Annotated in this window: 12 protein-coding genes; 8 read left to right on the forward strand and 4 right to left on the reverse strand. The window is 72.1% G+C overall.

Annotation, left to right across the window (positions count from 1 at the left end):
• Positions 1–17: 17 nt before the first annotated feature.
• From lysA to mltG, 4 genes are all read left to right on the forward strand, one after another.
• A complete protein-coding gene (lysA, locus tag ACFVT2_RS01580; RefSeq protein ID WP_390010804.1) occupies positions 18–1451 on the forward strand; it encodes a diaminopimelate decarboxylase in 1434 nt (477 codons plus the stop codon).
• Positions 1452–2005: 554 nt separating this feature from the next.
• Positions 2006–2716, forward strand: a complete 711-nt coding sequence (locus ACFVT2_RS01585) for a FadR/GntR family transcriptional regulator (protein ID WP_390010806.1) — start codon at positions 2006–2008, stop codon at positions 2714–2716.
• A gap of 95 nt (positions 2717–2811) precedes the next feature.
• Positions 2812–4104 (forward strand): CynX/NimT family MFS transporter, encoded by a 1293-nt coding sequence (locus ACFVT2_RS01590; RefSeq protein ID WP_390010808.1) that lies wholly within the window; start codon positions 2812–2814, stop codon positions 4102–4104.
• Positions 4105–4452: 348 nt separating this feature from the next.
• On the forward strand, positions 4453–5277 hold the full coding sequence (gene mltG, locus ACFVT2_RS01595) for an endolytic transglycosylase MltG (protein WP_390010809.1): 825 nt from the start codon (positions 4453–4455) through the stop codon (positions 5275–5277).
• Positions 5278–5373: 96 nt separating this feature from the next.
• Here the strand turns inward: mltG and ACFVT2_RS01600 are convergent, their stop codons facing one another.
• The 4 genes from ACFVT2_RS01600 to ACFVT2_RS01615 all read right to left on the reverse strand — a co-directional run bounded on the left by ACFVT2_RS01600 (position 5374) and on the right by ACFVT2_RS01615 (position 9175).
• Positions 5374–6150, reverse strand: coding sequence for an ABC transporter permease subunit (locus tag ACFVT2_RS01600; RefSeq protein WP_390010811.1), 777 nt, complete (start codon positions 6148–6150; stop codon positions 5374–5376).
• A gap of 25 nt (positions 6151–6175) precedes the next feature.
• Positions 6176–7087 carry an ABC transporter ATP-binding protein gene (locus ACFVT2_RS01605; protein WP_390010813.1) on the reverse strand — a complete coding sequence of 304 codons (912 nt, stop codon included), beginning with the start codon at positions 7085–7087 and terminating at the stop codon, positions 6176–6178.
• A 79-nt stretch (positions 7088–7166) separates the two neighbouring features.
• On the reverse strand, positions 7167–8060 hold the full coding sequence (locus ACFVT2_RS01610) for an ABC transporter permease (RefSeq protein WP_390010814.1): 894 nt from the start codon (positions 8058–8060) through the stop codon (positions 7167–7169).
• A complete protein-coding gene (locus ACFVT2_RS01615; protein ID WP_390010816.1) occupies positions 8057–9175 on the reverse strand; it encodes an ABC transporter ATP-binding protein in 1119 nt (372 codons plus the stop codon). The genes ACFVT2_RS01610 and ACFVT2_RS01615 overlap by 4 nt, the downstream gene beginning before the upstream one ends.
• 219 nt (positions 9176–9394) lie before the next feature.
• On the opposite strand from ACFVT2_RS01615, the gene ACFVT2_RS01620 reads away from it, so the two are divergent.
• The 4 genes from ACFVT2_RS01620 to ACFVT2_RS01635 all read left to right on the forward strand — a co-directional run bounded on the left by ACFVT2_RS01620 (position 9395) and on the right by ACFVT2_RS01635 (position 14803).
• Positions 9395–10261 (forward strand): M24 family metallopeptidase, encoded by an 867-nt coding sequence (locus tag ACFVT2_RS01620; protein ID WP_390010818.1) that lies wholly within the window; start codon positions 9395–9397, stop codon positions 10259–10261.
• Positions 10262–10359: 98 nt separating this feature from the next.
• A complete protein-coding gene (locus ACFVT2_RS01625; RefSeq protein ID WP_390011218.1) occupies positions 10360–12090 on the forward strand; it encodes an SDR family oxidoreductase in 1731 nt (576 codons plus the stop codon).
• A gap of 113 nt (positions 12091–12203) precedes the next feature.
• Entirely contained in the window at positions 12204–13121 is a 918-nt protein-coding gene (locus ACFVT2_RS01630) for a metal-dependent hydrolase (RefSeq protein ID WP_390010820.1), read from the forward strand.
• A 449-nt stretch (positions 13122–13570) separates the two neighbouring features.
• Positions 13571–14803 (forward strand): MerR family transcriptional regulator, encoded by a 1233-nt coding sequence (locus ACFVT2_RS01635; protein WP_390010822.1) that lies wholly within the window; start codon positions 13571–13573, stop codon positions 14801–14803.
• Positions 14804–14927: the final 124 nt, after the last annotated feature.

A 14927-nucleotide genomic window follows, 5' to 3' on the forward strand; every position in this document is an offset into this window, starting at 1 on the left:
GAAGGGGCACCCCCACCATGAGCCACACGACCCTGCCCCGGACCACCCGGACCCCGCAGACCGCGACGCCGCCCGCACCGCTCCCGACGGCCACCCACCCGTCCCCGTCGCCCACCCTGGACCACGGCCCGCACCACGGCCCGGACCACGACCCGGACCAGTTCGCCATCTGGCCCGCGTCCACCGTGCCGCTCCCCGCGGACGACCTCGCCATCGGCGGCGTCCCGCTGACCGAACTCGCCGACCACTTCGGCACCCCCGCCTACGTACTGGACGAGGACGAGGTACGCCGCCGCTGCCGCGCCTACCTCCGCGCCTTCCCCGACACCGACGTCTACTACGCGGCCAAGGCGTTCCTGTGCCGCGCCATGGCGCACTGGGTCGCCGAAGAGGGCCTGGGCCTGGACGTCTGCTCCGCCGGCGAGCTGGAACTCGCCGTCACCACCGGCTTCCCGCCGGAGCGGATCGTGCTGCACGGCAACGCCAAGAGCCCGACCGACCTGCGGACCGCGCTACGGCTCGGCGTCGGCCGGATCGTCATCGACAGCACCTCCGAGATCGCCCGGCTGGCCGCCGCGGTCCCGGTGGGCAGCCGGCAGAAGGTGCTGATCCGGGTCGTCCCGGGGATCGCCGCCGGCGGTCACGCCAAGATCCGCACCGGCACCGACGACCAGAAGTTCGGACTGTCCCTCGCCGATGGTTCCGCCCAGCACGCGATCACCCGAGTCCTGGGCCAACCGCGCCTCGAACTCGTCGGTCTGCACTGCCACTTGGGCTCCCAGATCACCGCCGTCAAGCCGTACCTCTCGGCCGTGCGGCGCCTGGTCGGCCTGCTGGCCCGCGTCCACGAGCAGCACGGCATCACCCTCCCCGAACTGGACCTGGGCGGCGGCCACGGTGTCGCGTACCGGCCCGGCGAGCCCGCTCTGGACGTGGCCGGACTCGCCACCAAGATCCGCGCCGAACTGGCCGGCAGCTGTGCGGCGGCCGGCCTCCCGGTGCCGCGACTGGCCGTCGAACCGGGCCGCGCCATCGCCGGCCCGGCGGGCGTCGTGCTCTACCGGGTGCTCTCCGTCAAGCGCACCGGCGCCCACACCTTCGTCGCGGTGGACGGCGGGATGAGCGACAACCCGCGGCCCGCGCTGTACGGGGTGCGCTACGCGCCCCGGCTGGTCGGGCGCCGCTCGGCGGTCGCCACCGAGCCGGTCACCGTCGTCGGCCGGCACTGCGAGGCGGGCGACATCCTCGCCTCCGACGTCCACCTGCCCGGCGACATCCGCCCCGGTGACCTGCTCGCCGTCCCCGTGGCCGGCGCGTACCACCTGTCCATGGCCTCCGGCTACAACCTCGTCGGCCGCCCGCCGGTCGTCGCGGTCACCTCGGGCCACGCCCGGCTCCTGGTCCGCCGGGAGTCCCTGGCGGACATCCAGGAACGCGACATCGGCCTCTGAGGGGGTCGGCCGTCGGCTCCCGGCTCCCGGAACCGTTGCGGATCCCTCTGGCCCCGTAGGCCCCCGGGCTCGGTTTCGCCCCGGGCCGCCCTCGTGCTCGGGGTCGGCCGGGCCCGGGAACGCCCCCGGTGGTGGTGCTCACTCAGGACTCCACCACCGGGGGCTCCAGCATTGGGCGCCGGGTCCACCGGGAGCACTCCGACCGCCCGGCGCTCCGGGCACCCCCGGTGCAGATCGCCACCCACCAGAGATCGCCCCCACCACAGATCAATTCCCTGTACCGCCCATTAGCCGCCCCCATTAGCTGCACAGTGAAACAATCAGTTGTAGGATGACCGGGCAAACGTGCGAGACGTAACCGTCACCAGGCTGAACCGCCACCAGGCGGACAGACAGACAGGGCGCACGTTCGCAACGGATGCGGCAGACGCAGCCGACGCGGCGTACGCGGCAGGCACCGCGTACGCGGCAGACGCCACGACGCGATGACTCCACTACTCCACGACTCCACGACTCCACGAAGAACGCACAGGAACGGGCACGGGATCAGGGCGATGGCACTCAAGGCAGCAGGACGGCAATCCCTCGTCGACACCGTCGTCGAGGCCCTCCGCTCCCAACTCGCCGCCGGTGAGTGGCAGGTCGGCACCCGTATCCCCACCGAGCACGCCCTCGCCGAACAGCTCCAGGTCGGCCGCAACACCGTCCGCGAGGCGGTACGCGTCCTCGTACACGCTGGGATGCTGCGCTCGCGCCAGGGCGAAGGCACCTTCGTCGTCTCCACCGCGGACCCGGCCGAGGTCATGCGCGGCATCCAGCGGGCCGGCATCCGGGACGTCCTGGAGCTGCGCATCGCCCTGGAGGCGGAGGCCGCCCGGCTGGCCGCGCTCCGCCACGAACCCGCCGACCTGGAACGGATGCGGGCGGCCCTGGACGCCCAGGCCGAACTGGAGGACACCGAGGGCCGGCCGCACTCCGGCAGCCTGGAGCTCTACGCCGACCACGACATCGCCTTCCACAAAGCCGTCGTCGAAGCCGCGCACAACACCGCGCTGACGGCGACCTACGGCTGGTTCAGCAGTTCCGTACGGGAGGCGCTGGTCAGCGCCCTCGACGACCAGGCGATGCCGAAGGTCGTGCACGGCGACCACCGCGCCGTCCTGGACGCGATCGCGCACGGCGACCCGGACGCCGCCGAACGCGCCACCCGCGCGCTCCTGGAGAAGCCCAAACGGGCCGTGGAGGCCCTCCTCGCCGGCGAATGACGCCCGGCCCTCGCCTCCTCCGCCTCTCCCTTCCCCCTTCCCCGCCCTCCCTCTCCTTTCCCAGTACGAGTGCACGATTGGCTAGGTACGCACGCATGTCAGGGACCGACTCGACTGCCCCGGTCGACCTCATCGACGCCGAGGAAGACCTGATCCCGGCCCCACCGGTGGCCACCGCCCGACGCCGACTGCGGACCCACCCCGCCCTCCTCCTCACCGGCATCGTGCTCGCCGCGGTGAACATGCGCGCGGCGCTCGCCGGGGTCTCGCCGCTGCTCAACGAGATGGCGCAGCACTTCCACCTGGCCGCCACCACCAGCAGCCTGGTGACCACCATCCCGCTGGTCTTCATGGGCCTGGGGTCGGTCATCGCGCCGCGGCTGGCGCGCCGTTGGGGCACCGAGGCGGCGCTGTGCGGTGCGCTGGTCGCACTGTGCGGCGGCATCGTGCTGCGCATCGCGCCGCCGGTCGCCGCGCTGTTCGCCGGCTGCGCGGTGGTGGGCGGGTCCATAGCCCTGCTCAACGTGCTGATGCCGGGCCTGATCAAGCGGGACTTCCCGGAGCGGGCGGCGAGCATGACGGCGCTCTATTCGACCGCGATGATCCTCGGCGCGACCGTCTCGGCCGCCTCGGCCGTCCCCCTGGAGAACGCGCTCGGCAGTTGGCAGGGATCCCTGGTCTCCTGGGCGCTGCTCGCCGCCGTCGCCGCCCTCGTCTGGCTCCCGCAGGCCGTGATCGCCCGGCGGGGCACGCACCACGGCGAGGCCGCGGCGACACCCGCCCACCCCACCGAAAACGGCCCGAAGCTGACCCGCTCGCCGCTCGCGTGGCAGGTGACGCTCTTCATGGGTTCGCAGTCGCTGATCGCGTACGTGATCATCGCCTGGATGCCGACGATCTTCACCGACCACGGCATGGGCAAGAGCGAGGCGGGGCTGGTCTTCGCCTTCAGCACGCTGCTGCAGATGGCCGGTTCGTTCGTGGTCCCGACGCTCGCCGGCCGGATGCGCCGCCAGCGGCTGCTGGGCGTGGTGGTCTCCACCCTGATGGCCTGCGGCGTCACGGGGCTGCTGATCGCGCCGGTGGCCGGCGCGTGGCTGTGGGCGGCAGTGCTCGGCGTCGGCCAGGGCGGCGCCCTCGGTCTGGCCCTGACGATGATGGTGCTGCGGTCCGGCGACGCGCACACCGCCGCCCGGCTCTCCGGCATGTCCCAGACCGGCGGCTACCTCCTCGCCGCCGTCGGCCCCTTGGCCCTGGGCGCCGTCCACCAGGCCACCGCCGGCTGGACCGTCCCGCTCCTCCTGCTGCTCGCCGTCTGCGCCGGCCTCGCCCTGCTGGGCCTGGGCGCAGGCCGCGACCGCCGCATCGGGGAGAGCGCCGCGGGGTGACCCGGGGGGCAAGGCGGGGTGAGGCGGGGCGAGGCGGGGTGAGGAGAGCGCCGCAGGGTGAGCCTGGGGCTGGGGGCGGTGCCGGGTCGGCGCCGGGCGGGGCCGGGCGGGGCCGCCCCCGCCGTACCTCCCCCATTCCGCCCGCACCGCCCGCACCGCCCGCACCGCCCGCACCGCCCGCACCAACGGTCTAGCGGTCTAGCGGAAGGCGGCGGCCCCCGGCCGCCCCGCGCGGGCGCCGGCGCCCGGCCCGGCGCCCGGCTGACGCCAGGTCCTGCCCCGCCATCAGACACGATCCGGCGTGACGAGACGGCACCACATCACAGCCGGCTGCCCTACCGTGCCCCCATGAGCGATGTGCAGCACACCGGTCGCCGGCCCGGACCGCGCCCCTCCCGCACCGGCTGGCTCATTCTTGTCGCCGTTCTGTGCGTCGTGGTCGTCCTCGCCGTCCTGATCGTGCCGCGGCTGCTGCGCGAGCGGCAGTACGGGCAGCTCACGGTTCCGGAGGGGCAGCGGGCCTCCCAGATCTACGCGGCCGCCGACCGCGCCCTGAACGTTCCCGAGGGCACCACCGCGCAGGCCGCCAAGACTGCGCACCTGGACCTGCCCGCCGAAGCGAAGGGCAACCCGGAGGGCTACCTCTTCCCGGCGACCTATCCGCTCCGCAAGGACACCACCCCGGCGTCGCTGCTCTCGTACATGGTCAAAACCGCCGACCAGCGGCTCGCCGCCGACCGCATCACCGCGTACCGCACCGTGGTGATCGCCAGCATCGTGCAGGCCGAGGCGGACCGGCCGGCCGATATGGGGAAGGTCGCCCGGGTCATCGACAACCGGCTCGCCAAGAAGATGCCGCTCCAGATGGACTCGACGATCAACTACGCACTCGGCCGCAGCACGCTCCACACCAGCCACGCCGACACCCGCACCAACAGCCCTTACAACACCTACAAGTTCGAGGGCCTGCCGCCCACCCCGATCGACAATCCGGGTGCCGACGCGCTGAAGGCTGCGGCCGCGCCGCCCGCGGGTGACTGGCTCTACTTCGTCACCGTCACACCGGGCGACACCCGCTTCACCGCCAACTACCGGGAGCACCTGCGGAACGTGCAAGAGTTCAACAACGCGCAGAAGGGCACCGCCGCCGGCAACGCCGCCACCGGCGGGTAGCCCTTCCGCCACCGGCCCTCCCCGGCCGGCCGGGCCGCACCGGGACACCTGCCCGTGCCCACCGGACAGGCCCTGAGGTCCTGTCCGGTGGGTCGCTCACTCCTCCCCGGCCAGCGTCAGCGCCTTCAGCCGGCGCGCCGCGTACCAGGTCGCACCGACGGTGACGGCCACCAGCAGGCAGACCGCGAGCGGGAGTTGGACCGCGGAGCTGAGGGCCCCCTCGGCGCCGACCTTCTGCCCGATCGCGAGCGCCCACTGCTGGACGCTGAGGGTCCGCGCCCCGGGGACGACGTTCCCCACGAACGCCTCCCAGACCAGGGCGTAGACCAGCCCGAAGACCACGGCGTGCCGGGTGATGGTGCCGAACAGCAGGAACAGGGCGCTGTAGGCGACCGAGGCGATGGCCGCCGCCACCGCGTACGCCACGGCTATCTGCTGGCTGTTGCCGTTGAGAACGAATCCGGCCACCAGGACCGGTACCGCCGAGAACACGGCGGTCACACCGATCGCGACCAGCAGTTTGGTGATGATGATCGTCGAACGGCGGACCGGCTTGGCCAGGAGGTAGACCACCGAGCCGTCGTCGATCTCCGGCCCGATCGCGCCCGTCCCGGCGATCACGCCGATCAGCGGAACCATCGTGCCCAGCGCGAAACCCCCCAGGATGCCGCCGGCCGTGGCGTCATCGGCGCCGGTCAGCGCCCGGACGACCACGGCGATCACCACCAGGAGGGCGGGCAGTGCGAAGAGGATCAGGGCGCGGCGCCGGCCGAGCAGCGCCCGGTAGGTGAGCCGGGCGACGGTCGGGTGGAAGAGCGCGGCCTTGGGCGCGGCGGCGGGCGCCGGCGGGGCCACGGGAGAGGTCGTGGACATACTGCCTCAGGGCTCCTTTCTGGCCTCAGGCCGCTACGAGATACGAGAAGACGGATTCCAGCGACTCGTCGGAAGGTGAGACGGTCAGCAGGCGGATGCCGTGGTCGCGGGCGACCCGTGGCAGGAGTTCGGTGAACCGGCCGAAGTCGACGGCCTGGATGCGCAGCGCGCCCTCGACGACGTCCACCTCGATACCGGCCGTCGAGGGGTCGGTGATCAGTGCCCCGGCCAGCGCCCGGTCGTTGTCGGAGCGGACGAGGTAGCGGTGCGGGCGGTCGGTCATCAGCCGGCGGATCTTGCGGAAGTCACCGGAGGCGGCATGCCGGCCGGCCACCACCACCTCGATGTGCGAGGCCAGCTGCTCGACCTCTTCGAGGATGTGCGAGGAGAACAGGACCGTACGGCCCTCGTCGCCCATCTGTCGCAGCAGCTCCATCAGCTGCATCCGCTGCCGCGGGTCCATGCCGTTGAACGGCTCGTCGAGCAGCAGCACCGACGGGTCGTGGACCAGCGCAGAGGCCATCTTCACCCGCTGCCGCATGCCCTTGCTGTACGTCGAGATCTTGCGGTCCTGGGCGTACTCCATCTCGACCGTGGCCAGCGCCCGGGCCGCCGCGGCCCGGCCGAGGCCGTGCAACTCGGCGTTGGCTAGCACGAATTCACGGCCGGTGAGGAAGTCGTACATCGCCTCCCGCTCCGGGACGAGGCCGATGTGGCGGTAGCTTGCCGCGTTGCGCCAGATCTTCGTCCCGTCGAGGGTGACAGTGCCGTTGGAGGGGGCGAGGAAGCCGCCCATCATGTTGATGAGGGTGGACTTCCCGGCGCCGTTGGGACCGAGCAGGCCGGTGACGCCGGGAGCGATGGTCATGGTGATGTCGTTGACGGCGACGACGTTCCCGAACCAGCGCGAGACGTGGTCGATACGAAGAGTACTCATGGGCGCAGCCCATTCCTTGAGGGGTGGCGGTCGGGCGACGGACGCTCGGGCGACAGGTGGTCGGGCGACGGGTGGGAGGTCACAGTCCGGCCTTCCGGTAGCGGCGCATCAGCAGGCCGTAGCAGCCGGCTATGACGAGCAGCGTGACGAGGAGGTAGACGACTCCGGCGCCGGTGGACGGCGTCAGCCCGTTGGGGAAGGAACTGGTGCCACCGAGGAACGTGGACTGCACCCCGTCGATGAGGGTGATGGGCGAGAACAGCCCCAGCCAGCCGACGGCGGCTTCGCTCCCCTGCAGGGTGGCGATGCCTTGGATGGCGCTGACCGCGCCGTACGGAATGGTGAGCACGGCGATCACCGCGGCGACCCCGAAGCCGCGGCGCGGGGTGAGCGCCGAGACGAGCAGCCCTATCCCGGCGAACAGCAGCGAGAGCAGCGCAACGCAGACCAGCCCCTGCCCGAACCCCTTGGTCTGGTCGAGGAAGTCCAACTTCCCCAGCAGCGCCCCGACGTAGAGGATCACCAGGGGGGCGGCGGTGAGGATGAACAGCGCGCTCGCCATCGCCGCGAACTTCGCCACGACGTAGTCGGCTCGCTCGATCGGCCGGGAGAAATACAGCGGGGTGGTCTTGAACCGCAGGTCGCGGGAGACGGACTGCGGGGCCTGGGCCGCGAGATAGAGGCCGATGACGGCCTGGAGGAAGATGGCGTATCGGGTGTAGCCGACCGGGAGGTTGCCGGCCTTGGTGAACATCGTCACCGCGACCATGATCCCGGCGGGCAGGCACATCACTCCGAAGAGCAGCATCGGCAGCACCTTGCTCTTCGCCGACCGCCCGAGACCGTACGCACCGCGCAGGCTCTGCGAGAACAGCGACCTTCGAGCATAGGCACGGCCCAACCGGGGGCCGTCGTAGTGCCGGTAGCCGATGTTGTGGATGTAAGCGCCGCCCGGCGTGGTTTCCGTACTCATGCTGCGTCTCCTCCGCCCACGGTGGTGGGCCGACCGGTGCCCTGCCCCGCCGTCGCGTTCCTCTCCGGCGCGTTCCTCTCGGTCGCGTTCCTCTCCGTCGGTGCGGCGCCGGCCTGCGCCGGTGCACCGGCCGCCGCCTGTGCGTCCGCGTCGCGGAACACCTCGGCGATCTGGTGCCGTCGCTGCTCCATCCGCACCAGGCCGAGCCCCAACCCGGCGACGGTGTCGCGCACCAGGTCGTACATCTCGTCCCCGGACGCCTCGACGAGGAGGACGTGCCCGGGGGAGGCCAACCCCTCGGCTCCGGGTGCGCCGGTGGTCACCACGGCGCCGGCCGCGGCCAGGGCCGCGCGCAGCGCTCCGGTGCCGTCCGGGTGGACGTCGGTGTCCGTGACCTCCACCGCCAGCGAGGTGGTGACCTTGGTGAACTCCGTGGTGGAGGACGAGCGCAGCAGTTTGCCGCCGTCGATGACGACGACGTGGTCACAGGTGCGCTCCAGCTCCCCCAGGAGGTGGGAGGTGACCAGGACCGAGATCCCGAAGTCGGTGTGGACGCGCCGGATCAGGCCGAGCATCTCGTCCCGACCGACCGGGTCGAGGCCGTTGGTGGGCTCGTCCAGGAACACCAGCTGCGGGTCGTGCACCAGCGCCTGGGCCAGCTTCACGCGCTGCTTCATGCCCGTGGAGTAGCCGCCGATGGGGCGGTACCGCTCCTCATAGAGCCCGACGTGGCGCAGGGTGTCGGCGGTGCGCTCCCTGGCTGCGGTCGGCGGCAGGCCGGACATCCGGGCCATATGCACCACGAACTCGGTGGCGGAGACGTCCGGTGGCAGGCAGTCGTGCTCGGGCATGTAGCCGACCCGTTCACGAATGGTGCTGCCGTCCTTGGTCACGTCCAGTCCGAGGACGTGGGCGGTCCCTTCGGTGGCCGGAGCCAGCCCGAGCAGGATCTTGATCAGGGTCGACTTGCCGGCACCGTTGGCACCCACCAGGCCCGTTACCCCGGGGGCGATGTCAACGGAGAGCCGGTCCAGCGCGGTCACCCTCGGGTACCGCTTGGTAAGGCTTTCGGTCACGATCACAGTCACATGTTCGACGGTAGTGGTGCCCGCCACATCCGTCGTCAACCCCAGCGGTGGTCTTCGTGTACCCCTCGGGTACGACATGCCCGTAGGGGTTCTCCTGCTTCAGCGGCACAGGAGTCAGGGTCGTGCCGTGTCGTTGGCCTCGCCGGCCGCACACCCCTTGACGCAGCCGCCGGTCATTGTCACATTCATCAGTGGCAAGTTACGGGCACGTACCGCGATGAAGCGCTTACGGACGGACGGTTGGCGATGGCCTCAGTCACCTCAGCGACCTCAGCAGCAACGGGAGAACTCACCGCCGAGCTCAGGGGATTCCGGGAGGTACAGCGGCTCGCCTACGCCTGCGCGGAAGCGGTGGCCGCCCAGCTCAAGCCCGGGATCACCGAGCGCGCGGCGGCGCGGATGCAGCGCGAGTGGCTGCGCGAGCGCGGCGTACGGGACTGGTTCCACCTGCCGTTCGCGTGGTTCGGCGACCGCACCGCGTTCGTCAACTTCCGGGTGCCGCTGCAGTTCTTCCCCACCCACCGCGAACTGGAACCGGGGATGCCGTTCATCCTCGACATGGCACCGGTCCACAACGGCTTCACCGCCGACATCGGCTACTCCGGCTGCCTGGGCCTCAACCCCGTGCACGACCGGCTCCTGGCCGACCTCGAAGCCCACCGCGAGCTGATCCTGCGCGAGGTCCGCGAACGCCGCCCGCTGCGCGAGATCTACCAGGACGTCGAACGGTTGATGGTGCGGCAGGGGTACACCAACCGCCACCGCGCCTATCCCTTCGGCGTCATCGCGCACAAGATCGACCGGGTACGGAAGGGGCGCTGGTCCCCCACCCTCTTCGGGTTCGGCGCCCAGTCCCTCAAGGGCCTCGCCTCCGACGCGCTGCACGGCCACCGGGAGGGCTGGTCCCCGCTGTGGAGTCCGTACACCTTCTCCGACCACCCGCCGCAGCCCGGGCTGTGGGCGGTCGAACCCCACCTCGGCTTCCGTGGCACGGGGGCGAAGTTCGAGGAGATCCTGGTCGTCACGGACTCCAAGGACCCGCAGGAAAGCGCCTTTTGGCTGGACGACGATCTGCCGCACGTGCGGCGCTGGCAGGAGGAGAAGGCCGCGTGAAGACGGGACGTGGACGGGACGAGCACCAGGCCCGGGGACGGGACACCGGACGGCCGACAGCGGCCGGAACCGGGCTCCCGGAGGCCCGGGAGCGCTGGGTGCGCACCGGCGGGATCGAGCTGTGCGTCGCCGAGCTCGGCGATCCGGACCGGCCCACAGTGATGCTGGTGCACGGCTATCCGGACAGCAAGGAGGTCTGGTCCGAGGTCGCCCGCGGCCTCGCCGAACACTTCCACGTGGTGCTCTACGACGTCCGGGGCTGCGGCCGCTCCACCGCACCGCGGCCGCTGCGCGGCGGCTTCACCCTGGAGAAGCTGACCGACGACTTCCTGGCCGTCGCGGACGCGGTCAGCCCCGACCGGCCGGTCCACCTCGTGGGCCACGACTGGGGCTCCGTCCAAGCCTGGGAGTTCGCCACCGTGCGGCGCACGGAGGGCCGGATCGCCTCCTTCACCTCCATGTCCGGACCGTCCCTCGACCACTTCGGCCACTGGATCAAGAAGCGGCTGGCGCGCCCCACCCCCGGACGGGCCGCCCAACTGCTCAGCCAGGGCGCCAAGTCCTGGTACGTCTACCTGCTGCACACCCCCGCGCTGCCCGAACTCGCCTGGAAGGGCCCGCTCGGCAAACGGTGGCCGGGAATCCTCCAGCGGGTGGAGAAGGTACCCGGCGGCGACTATCCCACCGCCTCGCTGCCCACCGACGCGGCCCACGGCGCCTGGCTCTACCGCGACAACGTCCGCGCCCGGCTGCGCCGCCCCCGCCCGGACGCCTACGCACACTGCCCGGTCCAACTCATCACCCCGACCGGCGACGCGTTCCTCTCCCAGCGGCTCTACGACGACCTCGACCAGTGGGCGCCCCAGCTGGTGCGCCGCACGCTCCCGGCCAAGCACTGGGTGCCGCGCACCCGCCCCGATCAACTCACCGCCTGGATCGGCGAGTTCATCACCACCAAGGAGGAGGGCGACCCGGCGAAGGACGTCGTGGCCTCCGGGCCGTACGCCGACCGCTTCGGCGGCCAGCTGGTGCTGGTGACCGGCGCGGCCAGCGGGATCGGCCGGGCCACCGCGTTCGCGTTCGCGGAGGCCGGCGCGCGGATCATCGCCGTCGACCGGGACGCCGAGGGCGCCGCCCGCACCGCCGACCTGGCCCGGCTGATCGGCGCACCGGAGGCGTGGGGCGAGGCCGTCGACGTCTCGGACGAGGCCGCGATGGAGAAGCTCGCCGACAAGGTCGACGCCGAGTACGGCACCGTCGACGTGCTGGTCAACAACGCCGGCATCGGTCTGTCCGGCTCCTTCATGGACACCACCACCGAGGACTGGAAGAAGGTCCTGGACGTCAACCTGTGGGGCGTCATCCACGGCTGCCGGATCTTCGGCAAGCGGATGGCGGACCGCGGCCAGGGCGGCCACATCGTCAACACCGCCTCCGCCGCCGCCTTCCAGCCGTCCCGGATCCTGCCCGCCTACAGCGCCTCCAAGGCGGCCGTCCTCATGCTCAGTGAGTGTCTGCGCGCCGAGCTGGCCGGACAGGGCATCGGCGTCACCGCCATCTGCCCCGGGCTCGTCAACACCGGCATCACCGGCACCGCCCGCTTCACCGGCGTCTCCGCCGAGGAGGAGAAGCGCCGCCAGGCCAAGGCCGCGCGGATGTACGGGATGCGCAACTACCCGCCGGAGAAGGTCGCCGACGCCCTCTTGCGCGCGGTGGTCCGCAACCAGGCGGTGGTCCCGGTCACCCCCGAGGCGCGCGGCGCCCATCTGCTGTCCCGCTTCACCCCGCGGGCACTGCGCGCCCTCGCTCGTATCGAGCCACCCGTGTAACCGGCCCGCGCCCTCGCCCCACGGACCGCACCCGGCGGGCGGCCGGGCCGGACACCTCCGGCCCGGCCGCCGCCCCCCAAGATCAGGAGAACCACGCGCGTCAGGAGCAGCCGATGAGCGCACCACGCCCCCAGGAACACCGCCCCATCGCGCCCCGCCGGGTCGCCTTCGACTGGCGCGGGACCCCGCTGCACTGGATACCGGACGAACCCACCGCCACCCATGTGATCAATGTGCTCCACCTGCTGCTGCCCGCCGGTGAGCGGTGGTTCGTCAAGGTCTTCAAGGAGGCCCTCCCCCTGGTCCGGGACGAACAGCTCCTCAAGGACGTCAAGGGCTTCATGGGCCAGGAGGCCACCCACAGCGTCCAGCACTCCTACGTCCTGGACCACTTGGCCCACCAGGGCCTCGACACCGGCCCCTACACCCGGCACGTCGACTTCCTCTTCGAGTACCTGCTGGGGGACCGGCCCCCCTTCAGCGTCCCGATCCCCGAGCGGGAGTGGCTGCGCTTCCGGCTGGCCCTGATCGCCGCCATCGAGCAGTTCACCGCGGTGCTCGGCAACTGGGTCCTGGCCGCCGACGATCTGGACCGTGCCGGCCCCGACCCGGTGATGCTCGACCTGCTCCGCTGGCACGGCGCCGAAGAGGTCGAGCACCGCGCGGTCGCCTTCGACATGTACCAGCACACCGGCGGTGAGGAACCCGCCCGCTATGCCCGCCGTGTCCTGGCCATGGGGGTGACGGCGCCCGTCCTGCTCTACCTCTGGTCCTGGGGCGCGGCCTACCTCCTCCGCCACGACCCCCAACTGACCGCCCCCGCCCGCTACTCGCTGCGCGAGCACAACCGCGCCGTCCGCAAGGGGTTGCTGCCCACCTGGCGGGAACTGGGCACGGCGATACCCCGCTATGTGCGGCGCTCCTACCACCCCTCCCAGGAAGGCTCGCTCCGTGCCGCCCTCGCCTATCTGGCCGCGTCTCCGGCCGCCCGCGCCGCAGCCGGCGCGTTGGGCCGCGCAGCACTCCAGTAGCGGCCGTCCGTACGGGATGCCGCAGGGGCCGGGCCGTCGTACGAACGTCGGGTGTCACGGGAACACCGGCGCCGTGGGCGCGTTCCGCCTGCCGGGGCCCGCCTCCCCCCCCCCAACGGAAGCAGCCGGCCCGCCCGTGCCCCGACTGACGTGCGGGCGTGCCCGCCTCCCGCTCGGCGCACCGAGCCGTCCCGGCGCGTCGAGCCATCCCGCACCGACCGTCCCATGAGGCGGCCGCCCCACCCAGGCGCCCCGCAGGGCGGCCGTATCGTGGCACCGCCGCACCCGGCCCATGGCAAGGCCAACGGTGGCGCGGTCGAGGTCCACGGCACACCCGGCCCTCGGCACGGCCACCCCACAGGCAACCGCCGTGAAGGCAACCATCCAGTAGTGGCTGACCGGCAGAACGGCCTCCTCGATGAGGCGGCCGCCCCGTAAGGAGCACCGCAGTGACGACCGAGCAGCCGCCGACGGCCGAGTACCGCATCGAGGACCTGGCCCATCTCAGTGGCGCCACGGTCCGCACCATCCGCGCCTACCAGGACCGGGGACTGCTCCCCCGCCCCGAGCGCCGCGGCCGCGCCAATGTGTACGGCGACACCCACCTGGCGCGGCTGCGCCAGATCGCCGACCTGCTGGACCGCGGCTACACCCTCGCCAGCATCAAGGAACTCCTCGATGCCTGGGACGCCGGACGCGGTCTGGGTGGCGTCCTGGGCCTGGTCGCCGAGATCGACGGGCCGTGGACGGACGAGCAGCCAACCCGTATCAGCCGCGCCGACCTCGACTCCGCCTTCGGCGGCACCCCCAACGAACAGGCGGTGACCGAAGCCGTCGAGCTCGGTGTCCTGGTACGCGTCCCCGGCCGGGACGGCGAGTTCCTGGTCCCCAGTCCCCAGGAACTCGCCGTCGCCGCCGAACTGCACTCGGCGGGTGTCCCGCTCCTGGCGATCTCCGGACATCTGCGAGAGGTGCGCGGCCAGGTCGAGCACATCGCCTCCCGTTTCCTGGACTTCACCACCGAGCACGTCTTCCAGGCGTTCCTCAACCATCCCCCCACCGAGGCCGGGACGGCGGAAGCCACCGCATTGGTACGCCGGCTCCGGCCGCTGGCCCAACAGACCATCGACGCCGAACTCGCCCGCGCCATGCGGACACTGGCCACCCGGTACATCCGTCACCACCTCACCGAGGCCCTGTCGTCGGGCCGGCCGGAGCCCGACTGCCGTGTGGCAGGTGGACCGGGCACCGACGCATCCGCGCCGGACGGGCGGGGCGACGGGGGGTGGCCCGTCAGGTGGGTCGAGGCCGGGCCGATGCCCCAGCCGCTCGCCGCCACCGGACCGGAGGCCCACTCGGCGTCAGCGGTCGCTCCGGAGCCGGAAGCCACCGCCGAGCCAGTAGCCGTACCGGAACCGGTGGCCGTCCCGGAACCGGAGCCCCGCCCGGGGGCGGCGGTGGCCTCCGGACCCGCCGCGGACCCCCGTCCCGCGAGCGGCGCGGAGGCCGTGCTGTTGCCGGCCGAGGCCGTTCAGGCCGTACGCGACCTGGTGGGCCCGGAGCACACGGCCGCCTTCATCGCCGCCGCCGCACAACGCGAGGTACAAGCCCGCACCATGGACGCCCTGACCGTGGCCGTCCATGCGCCCAGGCCCGCCGAGGAAGGCACCCCTCAGCTCTGAAACGGCCCGCAGGCGCCTCCGGGCAGCCTCCCTCTGCCCGGCCACTTGCCTTCCCCCGTGCCTGCCCTTCTCCGGCTCTTCTCCGGGCCCGCCTCAGCTTGCTGACCTCTCCAGTTGTCAAAGA

The organism is Streptomyces sp. NPDC058000 (genome assembly GCF_042886435.1).
Lineage (GTDB): Bacteria > Actinomycetota > Actinomycetes > Streptomycetales > Streptomycetaceae > Streptomyces.